18 protein-coding genes are annotated in these 25,043 nt (G+C 65.2%); 9 read left to right on the top strand and 9 right to left on the bottom strand.

Annotated elements, in window-relative coordinates; translation table 11 throughout:
* The 4 genes from peaA to peaD form a co-directional block, all read left to right on the top strand.
* Positions 1–1,348 (top strand): quinohemoprotein amine dehydrogenase subunit alpha (gene peaA / locus APH33_RS12595; RefSeq protein WP_054885456.1); only part of this gene is annotated, 1,348 nt, incomplete at its 5' end.
* Between the two features lie 49 nt (positions 1,349–1,397).
* Positions 1,398–2,828 (top strand): quinohemoprotein amine dehydrogenase maturation protein, encoded by a 1,431-nt coding sequence (peaB, locus tag APH33_RS12590; protein WP_054885455.1) that lies wholly within the window; start codon positions 1,398–1,400, stop codon positions 2,826–2,828.
* A gap of 1 nt (position 2,829) precedes the next feature.
* Positions 2,830–3,153: a quinohemoprotein amine dehydrogenase subunit gamma gene (gene qhpC / locus APH33_RS12585; RefSeq protein WP_054885454.1), complete on the top strand. Its 324-nt coding sequence runs from the start codon at positions 2,830–2,832 to the stop codon at positions 3,151–3,153.
* A 31-nt stretch (positions 3,154–3,184) separates the two neighbouring features.
* Positions 3,185–4,306 carry a quinohemoprotein amine dehydrogenase subunit beta gene (gene peaD, locus APH33_RS12580; protein ID WP_054885453.1) on the top strand — a complete coding sequence of 374 codons (1,122 nt, stop codon included), beginning with the start codon at positions 3,185–3,187 and terminating at the stop codon, positions 4,304–4,306.
* A 60-nt stretch (positions 4,307–4,366) separates the two neighbouring features.
* On the opposite strand, the gene mobA is transcribed toward peaD, so the two are convergent.
* Genes mobA through APH33_RS12565 form a run of 3 tightly spaced genes read right to left on the bottom strand, consistent with a single transcriptional unit; the run spans position 4,367 to position 9,306 of the window.
* Positions 4,367–4,942, bottom strand: coding sequence for a molybdenum cofactor guanylyltransferase MobA (gene mobA, locus APH33_RS12575; RefSeq protein WP_054885452.1), 576 nt, complete (start codon positions 4,940–4,942; stop codon positions 4,367–4,369).
* 60 nt (positions 4,943–5,002) lie between these two features.
* Positions 5,003–8,125 (bottom strand): efflux RND transporter permease subunit, encoded by a 3,123-nt coding sequence (locus tag APH33_RS12570; protein WP_054885451.1) that lies wholly within the window; start codon positions 8,123–8,125, stop codon positions 5,003–5,005.
* 11 nt (positions 8,126–8,136) lie between these two features.
* Complete coding sequence (locus APH33_RS12565) at positions 8,137–9,306, bottom strand: efflux RND transporter periplasmic adaptor subunit (RefSeq protein ID WP_054885450.1); 1,170 nt, start codon at positions 9,304–9,306, stop codon at positions 8,137–8,139.
* A 270-nt stretch (positions 9,307–9,576) separates the two neighbouring features.
* On the opposite strand from APH33_RS12565, the gene APH33_RS12560 reads away from it, so the two are divergent.
* Positions 9,577–10,278 carry a response regulator transcription factor gene (locus APH33_RS12560; protein ID WP_054885449.1) on the top strand — a complete coding sequence of 234 codons (702 nt, stop codon included), beginning with the start codon at positions 9,577–9,579 and terminating at the stop codon, positions 10,276–10,278.
* Positions 10,279–10,284: 6 nt separating this feature from the next.
* Positions 10,285–11,583, top strand: a complete 1,299-nt coding sequence (locus tag APH33_RS12555; protein ID WP_054885448.1) for an ATP-binding protein — start codon at positions 10,285–10,287, stop codon at positions 11,581–11,583.
* On the opposite strand, the gene APH33_RS12550 is transcribed toward APH33_RS12555, so the two are convergent.
* The 5 genes from APH33_RS12550 to wecB form a co-directional block, all read right to left on the bottom strand.
* Positions 11,558–12,649 (bottom strand): GGDEF domain-containing protein, encoded by a 1,092-nt coding sequence (locus APH33_RS12550; protein ID WP_054885447.1) that lies wholly within the window; start codon positions 12,647–12,649, stop codon positions 11,558–11,560. The genes APH33_RS12555 and APH33_RS12550 overlap by 26 nt on opposite strands.
* A gap of 141 nt (positions 12,650–12,790) precedes the next feature.
* Complete coding sequence (locus APH33_RS12545) at positions 12,791–13,630, bottom strand: DUF4434 family protein (protein ID WP_054885446.1); 840 nt, start codon at positions 13,628–13,630, stop codon at positions 12,791–12,793.
* Positions 13,630–16,632 carry a phage receptor gene (locus APH33_RS12540; protein WP_054885445.1) on the bottom strand — a complete coding sequence of 1,001 codons (3,003 nt, stop codon included), beginning with the start codon at positions 16,630–16,632 and terminating at the stop codon, positions 13,630–13,632. The genes APH33_RS12545 and APH33_RS12540 overlap by 1 nt, the downstream gene beginning before the upstream one ends.
* The gene (gene nrfB, locus APH33_RS12535; protein ID WP_054885444.1) at positions 16,629–18,803 is read right to left on the bottom strand and encodes a cyclic di-3',5'-guanylate-activated glycosyltransferase NrfB; all 2,175 of its coding nucleotides are present in this window, start codon (positions 18,801–18,803) and stop codon (positions 16,629–16,631) included. Before nrfB ends, APH33_RS12540 begins: the two co-directional genes overlap by 4 nt.
* Positions 18,800–19,954 (bottom strand): non-hydrolyzing UDP-N-acetylglucosamine 2-epimerase, encoded by a 1,155-nt coding sequence (gene wecB / locus APH33_RS12530; protein ID WP_054885443.1) that lies wholly within the window; start codon positions 19,952–19,954, stop codon positions 18,800–18,802. The genes nrfB and wecB overlap by 4 nt, the downstream gene beginning before the upstream one ends.
* Before the next feature lie 273 nt (positions 19,955–20,227).
* Between wecB and APH33_RS12525 the strand changes: the two genes are divergently transcribed.
* From APH33_RS12525 to yiaY, 3 genes are all read left to right on the top strand, one after another.
* Positions 20,228–20,659, top strand: a complete 432-nt coding sequence (locus tag APH33_RS12525) for a PACE efflux transporter (protein ID WP_054885442.1) — start codon at positions 20,228–20,230, stop codon at positions 20,657–20,659.
* Between the two features lie 184 nt (positions 20,660–20,843).
* Positions 20,844–22,406 (top strand): threonine ammonia-lyase, biosynthetic, encoded by a 1,563-nt coding sequence (gene ilvA / locus APH33_RS12520; protein ID WP_082433587.1) that lies wholly within the window; start codon positions 20,844–20,846, stop codon positions 22,404–22,406.
* Between the two features lie 78 nt (positions 22,407–22,484).
* On the top strand, positions 22,485–23,633 hold the full coding sequence (gene yiaY, locus APH33_RS12515) for an L-threonine dehydrogenase (RefSeq protein ID WP_054885441.1): 1,149 nt from the start codon (positions 22,485–22,487) through the stop codon (positions 23,631–23,633).
* Between the two features lie 175 nt (positions 23,634–23,808).
* Here the strand turns inward: yiaY and APH33_RS12510 are convergent, their stop codons facing one another.
* A complete protein-coding gene (locus tag APH33_RS12510) occupies positions 23,809–24,996 on the bottom strand; it encodes a hypothetical protein (RefSeq protein WP_054885440.1) in 1,188 nt (395 codons plus the stop codon).
* Between the last annotated feature and the right edge of the window lie 47 nt (positions 24,997–25,043).

Raw genomic sequence — 25,043 nt, 5'->3', positions numbered from 1 at the left:
GATGCACGGCGTGCAGATCAGCGACGACGATCGCCGCACCCTGGTCAAGTACCTGGCCGACAAGCAGGGCCTGGCGCCGAGCGAGACCGATGGCGTGCGCTACGCCATGGAGCGCCGGCTCAACACCGTCGAGCACTTCGATACTCAGCTCAGCGAAACCTGCGGGCGCTGCCACTCCGGTGCCCGTGTCGCGCTGCAGCGGCGCCCGGCGCAGGAATGGGAGCACCTGGTCAACTTCCACCTTGGCCAATGGCCGTCCCTCGAATACCAGGCCCAGGCGCGTGACCGCGACTGGCTGGAGATCGCCCTCAAACAGGTGGTACCCGACCTGGCCAGGCGCTTCCCGCTGGAGAGCCCGGCCTGGGCTGAATGGCAGAAGGCCAGGCCTGCCGCAGACGCGCTGGCGGGGCAGTGGGCGTTCAGCGGCCACATGCTGGCCAAGGGCGATGTGCGTGGGGTGATGACTGTGACTGCCGACCAGGGCGATACCTTCAAGGTCGAGGTCAAAGGCAGCTACGCCGACGGCACGCCGTTCAATGGCAGTGGCACGGCGCTGCTCTACAACGGTTATGAATGGCGCGGCAACGTCAAGGTGGGCGACAGCAACCTGCGCCAGGTGTTTGCCGCGCTGGACGGCGAAATGAAAGGCCGCATGTTCGAGGCCGATCACGACGAGCGTGGCCTGGACTTCATCGCCGCCAAAGAGGGCAAGGCGCGCTTGTTGGCGGTCCAGCCTGCGTTCATCAAGGCCGGTGGCGAGAGCGAGATCACCCTGGTCGGCACCGGCCTGGCCGGCAAGCCCGACCTGGGGGCTGGCGTTGAGGTGAGCGAAGTGCTGGAACAGACCCCGACCCTGGTGCGTGTCAAGGCCCGCGCTGCCGCCGATGCCAAGCCCGGCCAGCGCGAGGTGGGCGTGGGTGAAATCAAGGGCGCCAACCTGGCGGTCTATGACAAGGTCGAGGAAGTAAAGGTGGTGCCGGCATTCTCCATCGCCCGTATCGGCGAGAACGGTGCCTCGGTGCCCAAGGTTCAGGGCCGTTTCGAAGCCGAAGCCTGGGGCAAGGATGGCAGTGGCCAGCCGCTGCGCATCGGCTACCTGCCGGCCAGCTGGAAGGTCGAGCCATTCAACGAGCGTGCGGTCGAGGACGAAGATGTCAGGTTCGCCGGGCAGATGCAGGCCGACGGGGTGTTCGTGCCAGGCGGGGCCGGGCCGAACCCGGCGCGCAAGATGATGACCAACAACGCCGGCAACCTGAAGGTCATCGCCACCTTGGCAGACGGCGGCCAGCGTGGTGAAGGCCACATGATCGTCACCGTTCAGCGTTGGAACAACCCGCCGCTGCCGTAAGGGCGGGGTGTAACGGTTTTGCCAACGGATCGATTATCGGGAGGTCGCCATGGGCGCGCTACTGAACCTGGTCGAACGCAACCTGCACGAAGTGCAGGTTGATGCTGACCGCATGCTGTTCCATATCCCCAGCAGTTCGCTGTTCACCGCCGACGCGGTGACCGGTAGCATCATCGACACCCTGCGCCAGCAAGGCTGCTCGGCCGAGGCGCTGATGCAGCGCCTTGGCCAGCAGTTTGCCAGCGACGATATCCAGGACACCTTGCGCGAGCTGATCGCGCTGGAGCTGGTCAGCGACGGCTCGCCGCTGACCCCGGAAATCGCCCTCAAGCAGGTCGAGCGCACGGCGCTGAACACCGTGGTGCTCAACGTCAACACCGGCTGCAACCTCAGCTGCACCTACTGCTACAAGGAAGACCTGGACAAACCGTCCGCGGGCAAGAAGATGAGCACCGCCACCGCCGAAGCCTCGGTGGAGATGCTGCTCAAGGAATCACCCGACGAAGCACGCTACAGCGTGGTGTTCTTCGGCGGCGAGCCGCTGTCCAACCGGCCGCTGATCGAGCACATGGTCGCCTATTGCGAGCGGCGCTTCGCCGAGGCTGGCAAGCAGGTGGAGTTCATCATGACCACCAACGCGACCCTGCTGACCGAAGAGATCATCGACTGGCTCGACGCCCACCGCTTCGGCCTGTCGATCAGCATCGACGGCCCGAAGACCGTGCATGACCGCAACCGCATCACGGTGGGCGGGCAGGGCACCTATGACGTGGTGCGGCGCAAGGCCGACCTGCTGCTGTCGCGCTACACCAGCCGCCCGGTGGGCGCGCGGGTCACGCTGACCCGTGGCATCACCGATGTGGAGACCATCTGGAACCACCTGTTCAACGAGATGGGCTTTGCCGAAGTCGGCTTTGCCCCAGTCACCTCCGGCGACATGGCCGACTTCAACCTCACCGGCGAAGAGCTGGTACAGGTTTTCGCCAACATGAAGGCGCTGGGCCGCACGTACCTGGAAGCAGCGCTGGAGCACCGCAACATCGGCTTCTCCAACCTGCACCAGCTGATCACCGACATCCACGAAGGCCACAAGAAGGCCCTGCCGTGCGGTGCCGGGCTGAAGATGCTGGCCGTCGACTACGAGGGCGAGTTGAACCTGTGTCACCGCTTCACCGGCTCCAGCCTGCCGACCTTTGGCAACGTCCACCAGGGCGTGAAGCAGGCGCAGCTCAACGAATTCCTGTCGCAGCGCCTGGACCGCAGCAACACCGGCTGTGACAGCTGCCGCATCCGCAACCTGTGCTCCGGCGGGTGCTACCACGAGAGCTATGCCCGTTACGGCGACCCGCAGCACCCGACCTACCACTACTGCGAGTTGATGCGCGACTGGGTCGACTTCGGCATCGAAGTCTACAGCCGCATCATGGCCGCCAACCCGGCCTTCATCGACCGCTACATCACCCCGCGGAAGGCGCACTGACATGAAGCACTTGAAGCCCCTGAACAACAAGGCGCGCATCCTCGAGCAGGCCGCCGCCGAAGACCGCGTCGAAGCAGTCATGGCCATGAGCGCGGTGGCCGGTTGCACCGCCACCACCGACCCGGGTTGGGAAGTGGACGCCTTTGGCGGCGTCAGCTCGCTGTGCCAGCCGATGGAGGCCGACCTATATGGCTGTTCCGACCCCTGCTGGTGGCCGGCCCAGGTGCCGGACATGATGAGCACCTATCAGGACTGGAACGCCCAGGCGAACAACTCCCAGGAAGACTGGCGCAACCTCGGCACCGTGTTCCCGAAAGACAAGTGACCGGCCGACAATAATGACAAGGGGAAACCGCATGAAAGCTGGACGCTGCGCGCAGCTCGCGCTGACCATCGCCGCCACGGCCTGCGCCTGGGCGGTACAGGCCGATGATGCCGGGCCGGCCCTCAAGGCTGGCCAGGAATACCTGATCACCACCAACTACCCGAACAACCTGCACGTCATCGACGTGGCCAGCGACACGCTGTACAAGAGCTGCCAGATGCCCGACAAGTTCGGCCCCGGCAGCGCAGTGATGGCGCCGGACAACCGCACCGCCTACGTGCTCAACAACCACTATGGCGATATCTACGGTATCGACCTGGACACCTGCAGGACCACCTTCCACGCCAACCTGTCCAGCGTGCCGGGTGAAGTCGGCAAGTCGATGTACTCGTTCGCCCTGAGCCCGGATGGCAAAGAGGTGTACGCCACCGTCAACCCGACCCAGCGGTTGAATGATCACTATGTGGTCAAGCCGCCGCGCCTGGAGGTCTACAACACTGCCGATGGCCTGCAGGCCAAGCCGGTGCGGACCTTCCCGATGCCGCGCCAGGTGTACCTGATGCGCACCGCCGACGATGGCAGCCTGTTCGTCGCCGGGCCGGACATCTACAAGATGGACGTGCAGACCGGCAAATACACCGTGGCGCTGCCGCTGCGCAATTGGAACCGCAAGGGCTACAGCGCCCCTGACGTGCTGTACTTCTGGCCGCACCAGAGCCCGCGCCACGAGTTCTCGATGCTTTACACCATCGCCAGGTTCAAGGACGCCAAGCAGGACCCGAACGAGGCGCAGCCGCTGTATGGCTACTTGAGCATCGACCTCAAGACCGGCAAGGCCCATACCCAGGAATTCGCCGACCTGACCGAACTCTACTTCACCGGCCTGCGTTCGCCGAAGGATCCGAACCAGATCTACGGCGTGCTCAACCGCCTGGCCAAATACGACATCAAGCAGCGCAAGCTGATCAAGGCGGCCGATCTGGAGCACACCTACTACTGCGTGACCTTCGACAAGAAGGGCGACAAGTTGTACCTGGGCGGCACCTTCAATGACCTGGCGGTGTTCGACCCGCAGACACTGGAGAAAGTGAAGAACATCAAGCTGCCGGGCGGGGACATGTCCACCACCACGCCGCAGGTGTTCATCCGCTGAATCGGTGTGAGCCGCTTCGCGGGCCCACCCGCGAAGCGGCCGGCACAGGCAATGACAGGCTCAGCCTTGCAGCAACTCCGGGCTGTTGAAATTGCTCAACCGGCGATCATCCTCGGCACACTCCAGCCCTTGTACCGCCTCCCGCAGCAAGGCCTTCTGCAAACTCCGCTCACCCGCCGCCCAGGCCCGCTCCAGCACCGGCAGCACCCGGCATGGCAGGACACTGAACATAGGTTGCCAATACCCGCCCTGGCGCACCATCGCAGCGCTGTCGCTGGCCACTGCTGCCTCCAGCAGCGCTGCGATCAATGCCCGGTCAACCAACGGTGCGTCACACGCCAGCAGCACCACCCACTCATGCCGGGCCGCCTTCAGCCCGGCAATCACCCCGGCCAGCGGGCCGGGGAAGTCCGCTTCGGCATCGCCCACCAGTTGGTCAGCATAAGCGGCATACGCCTGCTGGTTGCGGTTGCAGGAAATCACCAGGTCATCGGTGAGCGGCCTCACGGTATGGTGGATATGCGCGACCAACGGTTCGCCGCGCCATTGCAGCAGGCCTTTGTCACGCCCGCCCATGCGCTGGCCGCGGCCACCGGCGAGGATCAGGGCAGAGCAGGGGGGCAGGGTATCAGGCATGAAAAAGGGTTCCGGGCAGTCAATGCCGGAACCCTCTCATTCAACGCCCGGCTTGTCCAGTCAGGCTTCGCTGGCCTGCGTCTGTTCGGCCTTGTTGCGGTCGCGTCCAGCCAGGCGCATCACCACCACGAAGAACACTGGCACGAACACCACTGCCAGGGTGGCGCTGAGCATCCCGCCGATCACACCGGTGCCGATCGCCTGCTGGCTCGCGGAACTTGCGCCGGTAGCGATGGCCAACGGCACCACACCGAGGATGAACGCCAGCGAGGTCATGACGATCGGCCGCAGGCGCAGGCGGGCGGCCTGTACGGCGGCGTCGACAGCGTCCACACCCTGGTCGACCAGCTCCTTGGCGAACTCGATGATGAGGATGGCGTTCTTCGCCGACAGGCCAATCAGGGTGATCAGGCCGACTTTGAAGAACACGTCGTTGGGCATGCCCCGCAGGGTCACCGCCAGCACCGCGCCAAGCACGCCGAGCGGTACCACCAGCAGCACGGCGGTGGGGATCGACCAGCTTTCGTACAGCGCCGCCAGGCACAGGAACACCACCAGCAACGACAACGCCATCAGCAGTGGCGCCTGGCTGCCGGACAGGCGTTCCTGCAGCGACAGGCCGGTCCACTCCAGGCCGGCGCCGGCCGGCAGCTGGGCGACCAGGCGCTCGATTTCGGCCATGGCCTCACCCGAGCTGTAGCCCGCTGCCGGCTCTCCGGAAATCGCCACCGCCGGGTAGCCGTTGTAGCGGGTCAGTTGCACCGGGCCGCTGACCCACTTGGCCTGGACGAACGCGCCCAGGGGCACCATCTTGCCGCTGTTGTTGCGCACGTGGATCTTCAGCAAGTCTTCCACCTGGCTGCGCTGGTCGCCTTCGGCCTGCACCACCACCCGCTGCATGCGGCCCTGGTTGGGGAAGTCGTTGACGTAGCTGGAGCCCACAGCAACGTCCAGCACCGAGCCGATGGCGGCGAATGAAACGCCCAGGGCGTTGGCCTGGCGACGGTCGATTTCCAGCTGCACCTGCGGGCTTTCGGCCAGCGAGGACTCGCGCACGTTGGCCAGCAGCTTGCTCTTGTGCGCGCCGGCCAGCAGTTCGTCACGGGCGGCCATCAGCGCCTCATGACCCATGCCGCCGCGGTCCTGCAGGCGCAGTTCAAAGCCGGTCGACTCACCCAGGCCGTCGATCGGTGGTGGCAGCACGGAATAGGCCACGGCGTCCTTGAGCTGGGTGAAGGCCAGGGTGGCCCGGTCGGCGATCGACTGCGCGCTGTCGTCGCCACCGCGCTCGGACCAGTCCTTGAGCGTGGTGAAGGCCAGCGCGGCGTTCTGGCCGCTGCCCGAGAAGCTGAAACCGAGGATCAGCGTGGTGTTGCCGACGCCCGGCTCCTCGGCGTTGTGCGCCTCGATCTGGGCGGCGACCTGCTCGGTGCGCATGCGGCTGGCACCGGGTGGCAGCTGGATGTCGGTGATGGTGTAACCCTGGTCTTCGGTGGGCAGGAACGCCGTAGGCAACTGGCTGAAGCCATATCCCAGCACGGCCAGCAGCACGCCATACAGCAACAGGTAGCGGCCACTGCGCTTCAGCGCTTGCAGCACCCAGCGCTGGTAACCGTTGCTCAGGCTTTCGAAGCGGCGGTTGAACCAACCGAAGAAGCCTTGGCGTTGCTGATGCTCGCCCTTGGCCAGCGGTTTGAGCAGGGTGGCGCACAGGGCCGGGGTCAGGCTCAGGGCGAGGAACGCCGAGAACAGGATCGACACCGCCATCGACAGCGAGAACTGCTGGTAGATCACACCTACCGAACCCTTCATGAAGGCCATCGGCAGGAATACTGCCACCAGCACCAGGGTAATGCCGACGATGGCGCCGCTGATCTGGCCCATGGCCTTGCGTGTGGCCTCGCGAGGCGGCAGGCCTTCCTCGGCCATGATCCGCTCGACGTTCTCCACCACCACGATGGCATCGTCGACCAGGATACCGATGGCCAGCACCATGCCAAACAGGGTCAGTACGTTGACCGAGAAACCCATCGCCAGCATCACGGCGAACGTGCCCATCAGCGCCACGGGTACTACCAGGGTCGGGATCAGCGTGTAGCGCAGGTTTTGCAGGAACAGGAACATCACCGCAAACACCAGCAGCATGGCTTCGAACAGGGTGTTGATGACCTGCTGGATTGATACCTTGACGAACGGCGAGGTGTCGTAGGGGATGTCGTACTTGACGCCTTCGGGGAAGTAGCGCGACAGCTCTTTCATCTTCGCCCGCACCAGGGTGGCGGTTTCCATGGCGTTGGCGCCCGGTGCCAGTTGCACGCTGAAAGCGGTGGCCGGCTTGCCGTTCAGGCGGGTGCCGTACTGGTACTCCTGGGCGCCGATTTCGACCCGTGCGACATCGCCGACGGTGACACTGGAGCCATCCGGGTTGGCGCGCAGGACAATGGCGGCGAATTCCTCCGGCGTGCTCAGCTGGCCGCGGACCACCACGTTGGCGGTGATTTCCTGGGTGCCGCGGGCGGGCAGGTCGCCGATGCTGCCGGGGGCGACCTGGGCGTTCTGCGCGGCAATGGCCTCGGCCACATCGTTGGGGGTGAGGTTGAAACCGATCAGCCTGCGCGGGTCGATCCAGATGCGCATGGCGCGCTCGGAGCCATACAGCTGCGCCTTGCCGACGCCCTTGAGGCGGCGGATTTCGTTCATCACGTTGCGTGCAAGGATGTCCGACAGTGCGGTTTCATCGAGGCTGCCGTCCTCGGAGGTGAGGGTGCCGAGCAGCAGGAAGCCGGTGGACACCTTCTCCACCTGCAGGCCTTGCTGGGTGACCTGGCGCGGCAGGCGCGACTCGACCACTTTGAGGCGGTTTTGCACATCGACCTGGGCCAGGTCGGGGTGAGTGCCCGGCTCGAAGGTAGCGGTGATGGTGGCGCTGCCCAGGCTGCTTTGTGACGAGAAGTACAACAGGTTGTCGGCGCCGTTGAGCTCCTGCTCGATCAGGCTGACCACGCTTTCGTCCAGGGTCGCCGCCGAGGCGCCAGGGTACACGGCGTAGATTTCCACCTGCGGCGGCGCCACGTTGGGGTACTGCGCCACCGGCAGCCGGGGGATGGCCAGGGCGCCGGCAAGCAGGATGAACAGCGCGATCACCCAGGCGAAGATCGGGCGGTCGATGAAGAACTGCGGCATGGATCAGGCCCTCACTGGCCGTTGTGCTGGACGATGGACTGAGCCTCGGCGTCGACCTGGACCTGGTCGCCCGCCTTGACGTGTTGCAGGCCTTCGACCACGACCCGTTCGCCGGGCGCCAGGCCCTCGCTGACCCGCCAGCGATCACCTTGGGCATTGCCCAGCACCACCGGGCGTTCGCTGATGCGCGACTGCGCGTCGACCACCAGCACTTTCGGCACCCCGGCACTGTCGCGCAGGATGGCCCGCTGCGGCACGCTCAGGCCCTTGGGCTGCACAGCTTGCTGAAGGCGCACGCGCACGTAGCTGCCCGGCAGCAGGTCGAGGTCCGGGTTGGGGAATTCACTGCGCAGGGTGATCTGGTTGGTGCTCGGGTCGACACTGATGTCGGAGAACAGCAGCTTGCCCGGCAGCGGGTAGGCACTGCCATCGTCCTGGATCAGCGTGGCACGGGCCTGGCCGTCGCCGGCCTGTTGCAGCTCCCCGGCGCGCAGTGCACGGCGCAGGGCGTTGAGTTCGCGGGTCGACTGGGTGACGTCGGCATGGATCGGGTCGAGCTGCTGGATGGTCGCCAGCGGCGTGGTCTCGTTCTGGCCGACCAGGGCACCTTCGGTGACCAGGGCGCGGCCGATGCGCCCGGGAATCGGCGCGGTGACCGTGGCGTAACCCAGGTTCAGGCGGGCGCGCTCCAGCGCGGCCTTGGCTTCGGCAACGGCAGCGTCGGCCTGGAGGAAGGCGGCGCGGGCGTTGTCGTACTCCTGGCGGCTGACCGCCTTGTCGTCGACCAGCTGGCGGTAGCGCTGCTCTTGCAGGCGTGCCTGGTACAGGGTGGCTTCGGCCTTGGCCAGGATGGCGCGGGCGCTGTCGTGGTCGGCCTTGAACGGCGCCGGGTCGATGAGGAACAGCACATCGCCCTGTTTGACGTCGCTGCCTTCGCGGTACACCCGCTTGAGCACCACGCCCGCGACGCGCGCGCGCACTTCTGCCGTGCGCGGCGCGAGGATGCGCCCGCTCAGTTCGGTGCTGACGGCCAGTGGCTGCAGTTGCAGGGTCTCGACCCGGACCTGGGGTACGGGTTGTTTTTCGTCCTGCTCGGCCGCGTCGTCGCAACCGGCCAGGGGCAGGGCAAGCAGCGCCACGAGCGCCAGGGGGCGCAGGCGCGGGGGGAGGGTAATAGGCATGCGGATCTTCCGATGATGACCCCGCATATCCTAAGGCAATCGTTCCTCGGACGGCTGTTAACACCTGTAGGACCTGTGTGAAAAAGTGTTAAGAACAGTCCTACCGGTTTGTAGGATTCTATATTCTCCATCAACCTGTGCCGACCTCTTCGCGGGCAAGCCCGCTCCCACAGGGGCCGCGCAAGATCTGAATCCTGTGATGTACCTGTGGGAGCGGGCTTGCCCGCGAAGAGGCCGGTGAAGCTTTCCTCACATTTATTTCCTTCTCATATGCCCAACATTCTCCTGGTCGAAGATGACAGTGCGCTGTCCGAGCTGATCGCCAGCTACCTGCAACGCAACGATTTCCATGTCCGGGTGATAGCCCGTGGCGATCACGTGCTGGACGCGTTCCGGCAAGACCACCCCGACCTGGTGATTCTCGACCTGATGCTCCCCGGTATCGACGGCCTGCAACTGTGCCGCCTGCTGCGCCAGGAATCGCAGAGCCTGCCGATACTGATGCTGACCGCCCGCGACGACAGCCACGACCAGGTGCTGGGCCTGGAGATGGGGGCCGACGATTACGTGACCAAACCTTGTGAGCCCCGGGTACTGTTGGCCCGTGTGCGCACCTTGCTGCGCCGCAGCAGCGTCAACGAGCCGCGCCTGGACAACCACCAGATCGTCATCGGTGGCCTGCGTATCGACCTCGCCGAGCGCCAGGTCAGCTGGCGTGGCGAAGAGGTGGAGCTGTCCAGTGGCGAATACAACCTGCTGGTGGTGCTGGCGCGCAATGCCGGTGTGGTACTCAGCCGCGACCGCATTCTCCAGCAACTGCGCGGCATCGAATTCAACGGTACCGACCGTTCGGTGGACGTGGCCATTTCCAAGCTGCGCCGCAAGTTCGACGACAATGCCGGCGAGGCCCGCAAGATCAAGACCGTGTGGGGCAAGGGTTACCTGTTCAGCCGTGTCGAGTGGGAGTGCTGACGCGCCATGCTGAAAATCCTGGTGCGCCTGTATCTGGTCATCATCGTCGCTTACGCCGGGGCATTGCTGTTGATCCCGGACGCCATCGTCGGCCTGTTCCATGACCGTTTCATGGCCTACAACCTGGACCAGGCCAAGGGTGTGCAGTCGCTCATCGTGCGCCAGTTCCAGCAGGCGCCGCAGGCGCAATGGCCGGCGGTGGAGCAGGACCTGGCCAAGGTCTTTGCGCCACTGGAGGTCAAGCTGCTGCGTAGCGAAGAGGCCGGCCTGAGCGCGCAAGAGAAAGCGCGTCTGGAGCACGGCCTGTATGCCGTGCGCATCGGTGACTGGGGCTATTACAGAACGGCACTGGCACCGTTGGATCAGGACTGGCTGGTCAGCCTGCATTCACCACCAGACCCACTGGACATCAACGTGTTGTCCTGGGGTGTGACGGTACTGATCGGCGCGGCCATGCTCGGCTGCCTGCTGCTCTGGGTGTGGCCGCACTGGCGCGACCTTGAGCGCCTGAAGGAAACCGCCCGGCGCCTGGGCCAAGGGCAGATGGCCGAGCGCACGCACATCTCGCCGCACTCGAACATCGGCGAACTGGCAGGGGTGTTCGACACCATGGCCAGTGACCTCGAACGCCACGTCAACCAGCAGCGCGAACTGCTCAACGCGGTGTCCCACGAGCTGCGCACGCCACTGACCCGGCTGGATTTCGGCCTGGTGCTGCTGTTCGACGAGGTGCCAGCCGCCAGCCGCAAGCGCCTGCTGGAGCTGGTCGGGCACGTGCGCGAGCTGGATGAACTGGTGCTCGAGCTGCTGTCGTACAGCCGCCTGTACAACGCCGACCAGGCCCGTGAGCGGGTCGAAGTGTCGTTGCTGGAGCTGGTTGACAGCGTGCTCGGCGGCTTTGCCGAAGAACTCGATACCCGCGCCATCCAGTGGGAGGTGCAGGCCGAGGGCAACCTGCCACGCTTCGTGCTGGACCCGCGGCTGACCGCTCGGGCGGTGCAGAACCTGGTGCGCAACGCCATGCGCTACTGCGATGAAAGCCTGTTGCTGCGGCTGCGACTGGAGGAGGACGGTGCTTGCCTGTTGACCGTGGAGGATGACGGCATCGGCATCCCGGCCGAGGAGCGTGAGCGGATCTTCCAGCCGTTCTACCGCCTGGACCGCAGCCGCGACCGCAATACCGGTGGCTTTGGCCTGGGCCTGGCGATCAGCCGCCGGGCAATCGAGGGGCAGGGCGGGACGCTGACCGTGGCGCAGTCGGCGCTGGGCGGGGCGCAGTTCAGGATTCGGCTGCCAGCTGGCTAGTCCATAGCACGAAGCGGTCCTTGCCGCTGTGCTTGGCCTCGTACAGCGCCTGGTCGGCATGTATCAGCGCCATGCTGAGCGTCTCACCGCTGTCCACCCTGGCCAGGCCGATACTGATGGTTACCGGTGGCACGCCAAGATCCTTGCGCACCCGCTCGCACAAGGCCGCCACGCATCGCTCGGCAGCCTGCTGATTCAGCCCGGCGAAGAAGATGGCGAACTCCTCGCCACCCAGCCGGGCGAATTCGTGCCCTTGCACCCCCGCCTTGATATGCACCGCCACGCGCTTGAGTACGGCGTCGCCCACGTCATGGCCGTAGCGGTCGTTCACCCGCTTGAAATTGTCGATGTCGATCATCGCCAGGTATTGCCCGGGCGTGCCCAGGCGGATCTGGCGTTCGGCATTGGTCATGAACGCCCGGCGGTTGGGGATCTCGGTCAGGGCGTCGAAGTAAGCCTGCTCCAGCAGTACCTTGGACAGGTAGAAATTGTGCAGCTTGGCCTGGCGTATCTGCAGGTAGCTGTAGATCACCAGCCCGCTGAGGAACACCGCGTAGCTCAGCAGCATGGCACCTTCGAGCTGATCGACATCGATGCGGGTGTGGTAGAAGGGGCTGAGCATGGCCCAGGTGATGGCCATGGCGCAGAAGAACGACCAGCGCCGTACCGGCAGCACCGAAACGGCATAGAGCACGGTCGACACGCCGAGCACCAGCCACACCGGGCGCAAGGGTTCGGGAATGCCTTCAATCACCAGGCGCATGCCCAGGGTGATGACGGCGATGAACAGCAGGTTGAGCACGTCGAAATGGTGGCTGCGACGGGTAAAGCGCAGTACCACGGTGAGGCAGCCGAGCAGGCCCATGAACAGGTAGGACAGCCAGGTGAAGCCCTGGCTGCCAAGGAAGCTGACAATCAGGTCGAAGACCAGCCAGATGGCGATGCTGACGCAGAATATCAGCATGCAGAACGGGCGCATCGATTCGAATTCGTGCTGGCGGAATTCGGCGCGCAGGGCGGCGGGGGCGACCTGCTTGCGCACGTGCTCTTCGATGGTCTTGAACATCAGGGGCTCCTGGGAGTACTGCATCGCCCGTACTGGCCTCTTCGCGGGTGAACCCGCTCCCACAGGGATTGCACAGATCCGAACGACAGTGGAGATCCTGTGAAGCGGGTTCACCCGCGAAGAGGCCGATACAGACAGACTTCAGTTCTGTGGCAGAACACTCCGGGCCCAAGGCCGGTAGCGCAGCGCAAACACCGCCTCGGCATGGCACCCACCGCTCATCTTCGGTTGCGCAGGTTCAGCCCGAAACGGCTGCCCTGGACCGCTCACCTGGCGAAACGCCTCGCGCACCACCCCCACCCGACAGGGCAGCGCCTGTTCGTAACGCTGGCGCACCAGCGGCGGCAAGCGCCCGGTCCCGGCACCGTCCTGCCACCACACAGTCAAGCCCAACCCGGCCAATTGATCCAGCCAGGCGCCATTGACCCGTGGCGCCAGCTTGCCGGCGCTGAACGCGCTGATGTGCAGCGGCTTGTCCAGCCGCCGGTTGAAGGCTTGCAGTTGGCTGTACAACGCCTCGCGACGACTGCTGTCGCGAAAGTGCAGGTCGTCCAGTTCCATGGGCAGGTACCAGCCGGCAACGGGCAATTGCCAGTGCTGGCGAACCTGTTGGTACTGGCTCATGGAGCGGCCCAGTTGCGACTTCCAGTAAGTGTTCAGGCCGTCACCGTCGAGTTCCTCGATGCGCTGGTAGTAGGCCGGGTCCAGGTACAGCCCGAGCACCAGCTCCAGGCCTTGGGCGTGGGCCTCGCGCAGGCTGTTGGCCAGCCAGCCCTGGGCACCGCCGAAGTCACTGTCGCCGTAGGCACTCCACTGCACGATCAGCGTCGTGCCACCTTGCGCCTTGGTGGCGCGCCACAGTTGCTGCCATTGCGACTGGGTCACCGCGGCGTCGCGGTTGAGTGGCTGGTAGAACAGGCGTTGGTCGGCCACGGCCGGCAGGCACAGGGCGAGCATGCAGATTGCCAGGAACGTACGCATCAGAAGCTCATCTCCGCGCCAACCAGCACGCCATTGGCGCTTTTGTAGAGGTTGCCACCCAGCGACTGCTGGTACTCGGCGCGCACCTTCAGCGAGCCGCGGTAGGCGTTGTAGCGGTCGTCGTCGAACCACCATTGCCAGCGCACACCGACCCCGGCCCGAGTGTCCTGGCGCCAGTCGTTGCTTGGGTCCTGGCTGGAAAACTCGAAGAAGCCGTACGGCATGAGCGTTTGTGGCGAGTTGCCGGGCAGCTTCCAGGCATGGCCCTGCTGGTAGCGCGACAGCCAGGCGTGGTCGCCGGCGCGGGTCCACCAGGCGGCATCGAGGTAGAGGAAGCGCTCGTTCCAGTCGTCTTCGTCGACCCGCCAGTCGTTGCGCCAGTCGCCCTGGTCGAGGAACGAGGCGGTGGCGCGCAGCAGCAGGTCGTTGCTCGATTCGGCGTGCTGGCGCAAGTCGCCCCAGTTGCCGCCCACCTTGGAGGGGTTCAGCAGCTGGCCCAGGCTCAGGCCGCTGTAGTGGTCATCGTCGATCTGCCGCTGGTGGTAGAGCTCGGCATACAGGTTCAGGTTGGCCTGGCCGAGCGGCTTGTAGCGCAGGCCGACGCCGGTGCCCATGCTTTGCGCATAGTCGGTGCGGCTCTGGCCGCCGAACAGCACCCGGCCATAGACCGACAAGGTGCTGCCGTTGCGGCTGGGTTCCTCGCCCAGGGCGTGGTCCCACATGGCCAGCTGCACGTTCTGTGATTGGGCGCGACGTGAGGTGCCGCTGCGCTCGCCGTTATCGAGGAACTTGTCGTTGGTCGAGGTGCCTGCCGGCGACCAGGTGCTGGCCAGGGTGATGGTGTCGCGCCGCGAGAGGGTTTCGTGGGCGCGGCGCTGGCGGTACTTGCGGGCTTCGAGGCTGCCGTATTCGTCGTCGCCATCGACCAGGTTCTCTTCCACATCGATCACCCGGCGCAGTTCGCGGCGGGCCGCTGCGCTGTTCTCGGCTTCGTCGTAGCGCAGGGCGAGGGTCTCGCCCAGGCGATAGTCCTCGGGGAAGTCGTGGGTGGCGCGTTCCAGATAAGGGATGGACTGCTGTCGCAGGGCCTTGTCCTGCGAGCCGGCCAGGCGCATGCCGTAGTCGGCACGATAGCGCGGCTGGTTGGGCTCAAGGCGCACGGCTTCGGCCAGCCACGCGGTGCTCTGCGCACTGTCGCCGGCCAGTTGCGCCGTGCTGGCGGCGGCGTAGTAGTGGTCGGCACGCGGGTTGTGCGCCAGGGCCTGGCGCTGGAAACCCAGTGCCGCGTGCAGGTCGCCCTGAGCTTGGGCGATGGCGGCACCCAGTGCCCAGTCATCGGCGCTGTTGTGTGCGGCCGCGTCCCAGTAGCGCCGGGCGGCGTCGGCATCGCCCGCATTCAAGGCGCCGCGGGCAGCGGTCAGGCGGGCGTTGTCGTTCCAGGCGCTGGCCGGCAGGTTGCGCCAGATCGGCATGGCCGCTTCGGAATCGCCGGCCGCTTCCAGGGCGTAGGCCAGGGGCAGGCGGTTGCCACTGTCGCCCAGACGTTCGGCGGCCTGGTAATAGACCACCGCTTCACCGGGTTGATCGGGCATGGCGCAGCGGCCCAGGGCCCGGTACTGGCCGGCTTCGCTCGGGTTCGCCGGGATGGCCCGGCGCACGGCGGCGCATTGGCCGTTTTCAGCCAGGCGGCCGAGCAGCTGGGCGCGGGTATCGGCGTCGACCCTGGGGATCAGCCCGAGCATGCGCTGGCTGTTCAGTGGGCCATCGTTGCGCGCATAGATATTGCCCAGGCGCTGCAGCAGGGAAGGTGTCAGGAGCCCCTGGCGACGGTCATAAGCCTGCTCCAGCAGGTTGCGGGCGCGCTCGCTCTGGCCTTGATGCAGCAACAGGTAGGTTGCTTGCTCAAGCGCGGCCAGGTCACCGTTCTGACGGTAGCGTTTTTCCCACTCGGTGGCTGTGCGGGGTTGCGGCGGCTGCACCGGGTCGCCATACAGGCGCTGCTTGAGCACTGCATAAGCGCGCGGGTCTGCGCTGGCCGGGCAGTCCTTGAACTGTTCCCGGGCAACGTCCGGGTCACGGCGTGACAACCAGTCGACGGTCTCCAGGCAAGGGCGCTGCAGCTCGTTGCTCAGCTGCCGTACCAGTGGCGCGTCATCCCCTTCACGGGCCAGCTCCCACAACTGCTGGCGTTGCTCAGGTTGCTGCAACTGCTCGGTGGGCAATTTTTCCAACCAGCGCTGCGCCAATTGGTTGTGGCCGACGGCGATGGCCCGATTGGCCATGGCAAGGCGCGTCTGGTTGGCGACTTCGGGAGAGGGGGCGCTTTGCAGCAGCTTTTCCAGGCCCTTTTCATCGACCTGCTGGACATAGGCGTTGGCCAGGCGCTGCCAGTCTTCGGGCGGCAATTGGCCCTTGTCGGCCAGAGGCTGCAGTTGCTCGATGGTTTCCTTCCAGTTACGCAACTGTTCGGCGAAGTTGGCCCGGGCCAGGCGCAGCACCTGGCCATCGTCGCGTGGCGGCAGCTGGTTGAGCCACTCCAGGGCTTTGCCGGCACCGCCGAACTTGGCCAGGCTCAGGCTGTAGGCCTGCCACAGGCGTACCCGCTGGGTGCCATCGGCGTTGGCCAGCCAGCCTTCCACTTGGCTGGCCGCAGGCGGGTCCTGCTCGATCCAGGTCAGGCGCAGCTCGAGCAGGGCGTTGGCGTATTCGGGGCCGTCGCCGACCTGCTCGGCCATGGCTTCGGCTTCCTTGTAGCGGCGCTGGTGTGCCAGGGCTTCGACCAGCAGCGTACGGGCTTCGTCGTTGTTCGGCACGCGGCTCAGTACATGGCGGGTCAGGCGTTCGACTTCGGCCCAGTTGTCCTTCTTCGCCTCGCGGTAGCTGCGTTCCATGAAGGGGTAACTGGTGAAGCGTTGGAATTCGCTCATGGGGGCTGCCTGGCTCGCCAGCGCAGTGGAACACAGCAACAGCCCGGACAGGGTGAGGGAAAGGCGCGGCTTCATGCCACCTCCCGGGTCAGGTCAAAGGCAGCCTGCTGTTCGCTGGCTTGTTCGGCGAGGGCCTGTTGCAGCACCTCTTCGGTGATGATGCCGCGGGCGATCAGGTGTTCGCCGAGGCTTTGCTGCTCGGGGTTGAAATCGATCAGTGCCTGGTTGAACAGGGTGACCGGGACCATGCCGCGTACCTGCAGGAGGGCGCCAAGCATCACCTGGTGATGGCTGACCTGCTCGATCAGATCGGCGTCATCCTGGTGCCGCTCCAGCACGCTGAGCATCTGCTGGGTTTCAGGCATTTGCCAGGGGCTTGGGTAGTGATAGCGCAGGCCCAGGGTGACTCGGCCCTGGGGCGCCAGGCGGCAACTGACCGGGCGCTTGAGCTGGCGGCTGATGACCCCCAGCGACACCTGGCTGACCGGGCTTTCGCTGGCCAGCACCAGAGTATTGCCGTCTTCGGCGACCGGCAGCACGCCGTAGTGCGTGGCCAGCCGGCGCGGCAGTTGGGCGATCAGTTGTGGGGCGAGCTTGAACGGGTTGAGCGGTGCCCAGGGCAGGTCGAGCTGCTCGGCCAGGGTTTGCACCAGTTGCTCACTGTTCAGCCAGCCGCGCAGCAGCAGTTCGCGGCCCAGGCGCCGGCGCACCGGGCTGGTGATCGCCTGCTCCAGCTGTTGTTCGGTGATGTAGCCCTTTTCCACCAGGCGATGGCCCAGCGGCGTGCGCGCCGGCGAGGCAAGGGCAGGGAACTCGTGGGTGGTCTTGTCCCACGCCACCCGCCGCGAATCGCCCATCTCCATGACCTGGCGCAGGGCGCGCAGGTTGGCGAAGAAATTGACGAAGTTGCTCCACATCATCCGTGGCGCCGACAGCAGGCCTTCGAAGATGCCGTAATAGCGGGTGACGAACCAGCCGCGCTGGAACAGGCGGTTGATCAGCATCAGACCATTGAGCCAGAGCAGGGTGGTAAGCAACTGGCTGTCGCTGAGGATCGACATGAAGCGCCAGGAATCGGGGGCGATCACGGTTACCAGCCACATGGCCAGCAGCACCAGCAGCAACAGGTTGACCAGGAAGCTCAGCAGGTAGGCGAACAGGCCGCGGCGGTCGCGCCAGAGGAAGTAGTTGAGCGCGCCGGTGCGGCTCCAGCCGAGGTTGCTGGTGCCCTGGAAGACGATGCCGACGATCCACCGCGACTTCTGCCGGATGGCATGCTGCCAGTCGCGCGGGAAGTGCTCGCGCACACAGATCACCTGGGAGAATTCGCGGCTCATGCCCGGCCGCCACTCGTGCTTGAGGGCCAGCGCCGGGTCGGTGATGGAGTAGCGGGCGAAAATGCACTTCATGCCTTTTTGCTTCAGGCGAAAGCCGATGTCGTAGTCTTCGGTCAGGCTCTGCACGTCGAAGGCGATGCCATCGCCGTCTTCGAGCAGGGCGCTGATGGCGCGGCGGCTGAAGCAGGTGCCGACGCCAGCACTGGGCACCTGGCCGGTCAACGCTTCGCGCACGATCACGTCCTTGCCGTGGTTTTCGGCGAACTCGTCGACGTAGTGCCCGGCGGTGAAACCCTTCCATTCCGGCGCGTAGGGGTACACCGGGATCTGGATCATGTCCTTGTTCGGCAACAGGTAGTTGAACAGGCGCAATTCCATGGGCGAGATCACGTCTTCGGCATCATGCAGGATGAAACCGGCGAACTCGATACGGGCATCGTCCTGGAAGCGCAGGATGGCGTCGATGATGTTGTTCAGGCAGTCGGCCTTGCTGGTGGGGCCGGGGCGGGCACAGACCACCTTGTGCACGTTCGGGTAATGCAGGCACACGGCGTCGACGTCGGCCTGGGTCTGCGGGTCGTTGGGGTAAGTACCGACGAATATCTGGTAGTTCTCGTAGTCGATGGTCGAGGCTGCCAGGCGTGCCATTTCGCCGACCACGCCCACTTCGTTCCAGGCCGGGACCATGATTGCCAGGGGTTTTTCCGCTACTTCGAACAGGCGTTTCTCGTCGGCCTTTTCGTACTTGTCGTAGATGCGGAAACGGCGGATCAGCTTGCGGCCCCAGTAGCAAAGGTCAATGAACAGGTCGTCGAGGCCGAGCAGGAACATCAGAGAGGCGAGGATGATCGCCAGGACCTTGAGGCCGAACAGCACATAGGTGAGGAAGTCGATGAAAACCAGGCTCATGCGTCGTCTCGCTGGGTAGCCGTTTCCGCGAACCAGCGCGTGAGGCGCTCGGCGATGCGCTCGCTGGCGTGGCCGTCGCCAAACGGGGTATAGACCCGCGCCATGCGCGCGTAGGCCGCCGGGTCGTCGAGCAGCCGGGCGGTTTCTTCGACGATGCGTTCAGTCACGGTGCCCACCAGCTTGACCGTGCCGCCCTTGAGCACGGCGGGGCGCTCGGTGACCTTGCGCAGCACAAGCACAGGCTTGCCGAGTGCCGGCGCTTCTTCCTGGACGCCACCGGAGTCGGTAAGGATGACCTGGGCGCGGTTCATCAGCCAGACGAAGTGCTGGTAGTCCTGGGGGGCGATCAGGTGGATGTTGTTGCGATCCGACAGTACGCCATACACGGCCTTCTGCACCTGCGGGTTGAGGTGCACCGGGTAGACGAACTGTACGTCGGGGTAGCGCTCGGCCAGCTGCGCGAGTGCCAGGCAGATACGTTCGAAACCGGGGCCGAAGTTCTCCCGACGATGGCCGGTGATCAACACCATGCGCTGCTCCGGCCGCAGCTTGCTCAGGGGCGAGTCGGCGCTTGGCTGCCATTGCCGTTCGGCGAGGTGGTCGCGCATCCACAACAGGGCGTCGATGACGGTGTTGCCGGTGACTTCGATGTGCTCTGGCGGCACGCCTTCGCGGATCAGGTTGGCGTCCGAGTCGCGGGTCGGGGTGAAGTGCAGGTCAGCGAGTACCCCGGTCAGGCGCCGGTTGGCTTCCTCGGGCCAGGGCTGTTGCAAGTTGCCGGTGCGCAGGCCGGCTTCGACATGGCCGATGGGAATGTGCCGCTGGAAGGCCGCGAGGCTGGCGATGAAGCTGGTGGTGGTGTCGCCGTGGACCAGCACGATGTCCGGCCTGACCTGGTCATAGGCCTGGTCGAGCTTGTCCAGCAGGTCGCGAGACAGGCCATTGAGCGTCTGGTTCTGGGTCATCACCTTGAGGTCCTGATCGACGCTCAGGCCAAAGGCGGTGAGCACCTGCTCGAGCATCTCGCGGTGCTGGCCGGTGGAGCAGATATGCAGGTTGACCTCGGGCCAGGTGCGCAGCACCCGGGCCAGCGGTGCCATCTTGATCGCTTCGGGGCGGGTGCCGAATACCATCATGACGCTATACGCCATCGTCTTGTTCCTCGTTCATTTCCCTGGACGAAGGGGTGGGACATGTCACCGCTTGCCAGTGATAGATACAAGCAGTCGCATGCAGGGTTGTCCAATGCGTAATCGGGGGAAGCCGTGTCGAGCAAGGAGAGGCCGGACGCCAGGGGAAGGGGTTTGCGGAAACGATAAAGCTTAATAATTCTTGATTGAACGGTCAGTCAATAAAGTATTTCAGGCTTTTTCTTGCTGGCTTGATCTTGTAATTTTGTAGGTCGTTTCTTCAGGGAGCTGAACATGCAAGGCAAGGCACGCAAGATCGTCCAGGCCATTCTCTACGAAGCCATTGCCGTGGCGTGCGTAGCGCCGGCGCTGGAGCTGGCGTTCGGCGCCGGCATGGCGCAGTCGACGGTGCTCTCGGTACTGATGTCGGGTATCGCCATGAGCTGGAACATGGCCTACAACTGGGCCTTCGAGCGCTGGGAGGCACGCCAGCGCAAGCGCGAGCGCACGCTGCTGCGCCGGGGGCTGCACGCGCTGGGCTTCGAGGGCGGGCTGGTGCTGATCCTGCTGCCACTGGTGGCGTACTGGCTGGATGTCAGCCTGTGGGCGGCGTTCCTCACCAACCTGGCCCTGTTCGTGTTCTTCTTCGTCTATGCCTTCGTGTTCCAGTGGGGCTTCGACAAGGTGTTCGACGTGCCGCTTTCGGCACAGCCAGCAAAGTGTTGACTTGGCCAGGGCGGGCGGGATAACGTCCTACCCCATGAAAACCTTCCCGCACGTGAACGCCATTATTATTACCGCCATTATCAGCTTGGCGGGCTAGCGCGTACGTGCACCGAACCCGCCCTGGAGGCGGGTTTCTTCTCTCTGACTCCTGGGCAACGTGAAAAAAGCCAAGGAGTTGCAATCGATGACCAGCCTCAATGTCAGCCCTCGTACCCCGTCCACCCCGCAGCAACTGCTGTCGGAACAGGTGCGCCGCATTCTGTCCGCGCCGGTGTATGACCTGGCCATCGAGACGCCCTTGCAAGCCGCCCCCGCGCTGTCTGCCAGCCTCGGCAACCAGGTGTTGCTCAAGCGTGAGGACTTGCAGCCGACCTTCTCGTTCAAGATCCGCGGTGCCTATACCCGGCTGTCGCGCCTGACCACGGCCCAGCGCGAACGTGGCGTGATCACCGCCTCGGCAGGCAATCATGCCCAAGGTGTGGCCCTGGCGGCGGCGCACCTGGGCATGAAGGCGACCATCGTCATGCCCACCACCACGCCATCGCTCAAGGTCGAAGGGGTGCGCTCGCGGGGTGGCCATGTGGTGCTGCACGGCGAGAGCTTCCCCCATGCCCTGGCCCACGCGCTGAAACTGGCCGACAGCGACGGGGCGACCTTCGTGCCGCCGTTCGACGACCCGGACGTGATCGCCGGCCAAGGCACCGTGGGCATGGAGATCCTGCGCCAGCAGCCGGGTGCGCTGGACGCGATCTTCGTGCCGGTTGGCGGCGGCGGGCTGATCGCGGGCATTGCTGCCTACGTCAAGTACCTGCGCCCCGAGGTCAAGGTGATCGGTGTCGAACCGGAAGACTCCAACTGCCTGCAAGCTGCCATGGCGGCAGGCGAGCGGGTGATCCTGCCGCAGGTCGGCACCTTCGCCGATGGCGTGGCGGTGGCGCAGATCGGCGCCCACTGCTTCGAGCTGTGCCGGCATTTTGTCGACCACGTGGTGACCGTCAGCAGCGATGAGCTGTGCGCCGCGATCAAGGACATCTACGACGATACCCGCTCGATCACCGAGCCCTCGGGTGCCCTGGCCGTGGCCGGGATCAAGAAGTACGTGGCCCGCGAGCGCGTGCAGGGTCAGACCCTGGTGGCCATCGACTCCGGCGCCAATGTCAACTTCGACCGCCTGCGCCACGTGGCCGAGCGGGCCGAGTTGGGCGAGCAGCGTGAGGCCATCATTGCCGTGACCATCCCTGAGCAGCCGGGCAGCTTCCGGGCGTTCTGCCAGGCCCTGGGCAAGCGGCAGATCACCGAGTTCAACTACCGCTACTACCCCGGCAAGGAGGCACGGTTGTTCGTCGGCGTGCAGACCCACCCCGTGCACGACCCGCGCGAGCAGCTGCTGGCCAGCTTGCGCGGGCAGGGCTACAGCGTGCTCGACCTGACCGACAACGAGCTGGCCAAGCTGCACGTGCGCCACACCGTGGGTGGGCATGCTGCGCCGGGGGCGGATGAGCGGGTGCTGCGCTTCGAATTCCCCGAGCGGCCAGGCGCGCTGCTGGGTTTCCTGGAACGGCTGGGCAAGCGCTGGAACATCAGCCTGTTCCACTACCGCAACCACGGCGCGGCCGAAGCGCGGGTGTTCGCCGCGCTGGAAGTGCCGGCCGATGAGCAACCCGGCATGCCCCAGGCACTGGACGAGATGGGCTACCGCTACTGGGACGAAACCGCTAATCCGGCGTACCAGTTGTTCCTTGGCTAATGTTGCGCTGGATCAATATCCGCTGCATTGAACCGGCGGATTCTCACGGGTAGACAGACCCACCAGGAGGATCCGGTCATGAGCAGCACCTTTTTCATCCCGCCCGTCAACATCATGGGCATCGACTGCCTCGACGAGGCCATGGCCGCGATTGCCGGTTATGGCTTGCGCAAGGCGCTGATCGTTACCGACCAGGGCCTGGCCAAGGCCGGCGTCGCTGCACGAATAGGGCGCCTGCTGGCCTTGCGGGATATCGACTCGGTGGTGTTCGACGGCGCCAAGCCCAACCCCAGCATCGCCAACGTCGAGGCGGGCCTTGCCGTGTTGCAGCGTGAACGCTGCGACTGCGTGGTGTCGCTGGGGGGGGGCTCGCCCCATGACTGCGCCAAGGGCATAGCCCTGTGCGCCACCAACGGCGGGCATATCAGCGACTACGAGGGCGTCGACCGCTCACGCAAGCCGCAGCTGCCGCTGATCGCCATCAACACCACGGCCGGCACGGCCAGTGAGATGACCCGTTTCTGCATCATCACCGACGAGCGCCGCCACGTGAAAATGGCCATCGTCGACCGTAACGTCACGCCGATCCTGTCGGTCAACGACCCGGCGTTGATGGTTGCCATGCCCAAGGGGCTGACCGCGGCCACCGGCATGGATGCGCTGACCCATGCGATCGAGGCCTATGTGTCGACGGCGGCTACGCCGATCACCGACGCCTGTGCCCTCAAGGCCATCAGCCTGATCAGCGAGAACCTGCGCCAGGCGGTCAACGATGGCAACGACCTGCAGGCGCGGGAGAACATGGCTTATGCGCAGTTCCTCGCCGGCATGGCGTTCAACAATGCCTCGCTGGGCTACGTGCATGCCATGGCGCACCAGCTGGGCGGTTACTACGACTTGCCCCACGGTGTGTGCAATGCCGTGCTGTTGCCGCATGTGCAGCGTTTCAATGCCAAGGTCAGTGCTGCGCGCCTGCGTGATGTGGCCAAGGCCATGGGCATCAAGGTGTGTGGGCTGGATGCGGAGCAGGGCGCGGGGGCGGCGATTTCCGCCATCGAGCACCTGGCGGCGGCTGTGGGCATTCCGGCGGGGCTGGCGGAGCTGGGGGCCAAGCTTGAAGATATCGGCATTCTGGCGCAGAACGCCTTGAAGGATGCCTGTGGCCTGACCAACCCGCGGTCGGCCAGCCAGGATGAGATCGAGGGGATTTTCCGGGCGGCATTCTGATAGTCGAGGATGTATGGCTGCACCGGCCTCTTCGCGGCTAAAGCCGCTCCCACTGGGATCGCACCAGCTTTAAGCAATTGAGCAAGACCGTTGCTCCCACAGGGAATGCGCCAGTTTCAGATTCGGCGCGGTCCCTGTGGGAGCGGCTTTAGCCGCGAAGCAGGCGATGCGGTGCTCAGCGCTCGCGCATGAAGAACCCGGCCACATACTTGCGGAAGGTCTCCAGGCTCTTGAAGTCGGCATAGCGCTTGAAGTTCTCGGCATCGGGCTCCGGCCCGATCGGCTGCTCCAGCAACGATACCGACAGCACCCGGTCCTGATCCGAGGTCAGCACCAGCTCATCCATCACCTGCCCGCCGATCACCGGCCGGCGCATCTGCACCTTCACCCCTTTGCTGGCCATCCAGTCGATCAGCGACACCAGCGCCTTGAGCGGCTCGCGCTCTTCGTCGCGGTACACCGGGAACAGGTGCGCGCGCGACAGCACCGGCACACTGGCCACATGGATCAGTTCATAGAAGTGACTGCCTGCCGTGGTCGGTGAGTACAGGGCCAGGGCCAGCAACGGGCCAGACGCGCGGTTGCCAGCCCAATACAAATGGTGGCCCTGGAAGTCGAAACCGTCCTCACTGCGGTTGTTGAACAACTTGCGCCCTTTGATCTGGTCGACGCAGTCCAGCAGCAGGCCATGGCGCCGATGATTGCCGAACACTGTGGCTTCGCGCAGGCGGGACTTGAGCATCATCATGTGCTTCATGTCCAGGCGGGTTTCCAGGTAGTTGCTGGCCGGGACCCGTTCGAGCAGCGGGTAGCGGCTGGCGACACTGCGAAGCTCGGCGAACTGGCCGGTGAGGTCCTTCTTCAGGTGGGTGGCGTAGAGGTTGAGGCCGCTGGTCTCGATCCAGGTCAGCAGCAGCGACAACAGGCGCTGCTGTTCGCGGCGCTCGTTGCCGTCAACCGCGCCAGTATCGGTGTCGCTGGCTTTACGGTAATCACCGATCAGGCGCAGCGGGGTGTCAGGGGCCAGCCAGGCGGCAGGCACCGCTGGCTGGTCTTCACGCTCGCTGGCTTCGCGCTCGTCCTTGGTGAACGGGCAGCCGGGCGCATGCTCGGCAGTGCCCGGGTTGTTTTTCAGAAACAGCGTGCCGGTGCTGCCATTGAGGGTGACATTGAGCACCGGCAAGGCGTCCTTGCGGCAATCGCAGGCCAGCCACTGGTTGGCGCTGCGCACCTTCATCAGCAGCTGGTTGGCCTGCAGCAGGCGTGGCCCGGCGAGGTTGCCGGTGACGAAACCGACCAGCAGTTCTTCTTCGGCCGGGATCAGGCTGCGCACCTGCGCGGCGGTTTTGTCGATGATTCGCATGAAGCAGCTCCAAGCTACGAGCCACAAGCTTCAGGCAAATGCGCCGC

Source organism: Pseudomonas sp. NBRC 111130 (assembly GCF_001320485.1).
Taxonomy (GTDB): Bacteria; Pseudomonadota; Gammaproteobacteria; order Pseudomonadales; family Pseudomonadaceae; genus Aquipseudomonas; species Aquipseudomonas vlassakiae.
Note: the sequence above shows the minus strand (reverse complement) of the source record. Positions and strands in the feature narration are given on the sequence as shown.

Excerpts from the sequence above, each read along its gene's own strand:
- peaB (WP_054885455.1), top strand. The coding sequence starts at position 1,398 with ATGGGCGCGCTACTGAACCTGGTCGAACGCAACCTGCACGAAGTGCAG.
- qhpC (WP_054885454.1), top strand. The coding sequence starts at position 2,830 with ATGAAGCACTTGAAGCCCCTGAACAACAAGGCGCGCATCCTCGAGCAG.
- peaD (WP_054885453.1), top strand. The coding sequence starts at position 3,185 with ATGAAAGCTGGACGCTGCGCGCAGCTCGCGCTGACCATCGCCGCCACG.
- mobA (WP_054885452.1), bottom strand. The coding sequence starts at position 4,942 with ATGCCTGATACCCTGCCCCCCTGCTCTGCCCTGATCCTCGCCGGTGGC.
- APH33_RS12570 (WP_054885451.1), bottom strand. The coding sequence starts at position 8,125 with ATGCCGCAGTTCTTCATCGACCGCCCGATCTTCGCCTGGGTGATCGCG.
- APH33_RS12565 (WP_054885450.1), bottom strand. The coding sequence starts at position 9,306 with ATGCCTATTACCCTCCCCCCGCGCCTGCGCCCCCTGGCGCTCGTGGCG.
- APH33_RS12560 (WP_054885449.1), top strand. The coding sequence starts at position 9,577 with ATGCCCAACATTCTCCTGGTCGAAGATGACAGTGCGCTGTCCGAGCTG.
- APH33_RS12555 (WP_054885448.1), top strand. The coding sequence starts at position 10,285 with ATGCTGAAAATCCTGGTGCGCCTGTATCTGGTCATCATCGTCGCTTAC.
- APH33_RS12550 (WP_054885447.1), bottom strand. The coding sequence starts at position 12,649 with ATGTTCAAGACCATCGAAGAGCACGTGCGCAAGCAGGTCGCCCCCGCC.
- APH33_RS12545 (WP_054885446.1), bottom strand. The coding sequence starts at position 13,630 with ATGCGTACGTTCCTGGCAATCTGCATGCTCGCCCTGTGCCTGCCGGCC.
- APH33_RS12540 (WP_054885445.1), bottom strand. The coding sequence starts at position 16,632 with ATGAAGCCGCGCCTTTCCCTCACCCTGTCCGGGCTGTTGCTGTGTTCC.
- nrfB (WP_054885444.1), bottom strand. The coding sequence starts at position 18,803 with ATGAGCCTGGTTTTCATCGACTTCCTCACCTATGTGCTGTTCGGCCTC.
- wecB (WP_054885443.1), bottom strand. The coding sequence starts at position 19,954 with ATGGCGTATAGCGTCATGATGGTATTCGGCACCCGCCCCGAAGCGATC.
- APH33_RS12525 (WP_054885442.1), top strand. The coding sequence starts at position 20,228 with ATGCAAGGCAAGGCACGCAAGATCGTCCAGGCCATTCTCTACGAAGCC.
- ilvA (WP_082433587.1), top strand. The coding sequence starts at position 20,844 with ATGACCAGCCTCAATGTCAGCCCTCGTACCCCGTCCACCCCGCAGCAA.
- yiaY (WP_054885441.1), top strand. The coding sequence starts at position 22,485 with ATGAGCAGCACCTTTTTCATCCCGCCCGTCAACATCATGGGCATCGAC.
- APH33_RS12510 (WP_054885440.1), bottom strand. The coding sequence starts at position 24,996 with ATGCGAATCATCGACAAAACCGCCGCGCAGGTGCGCAGCCTGATCCCG.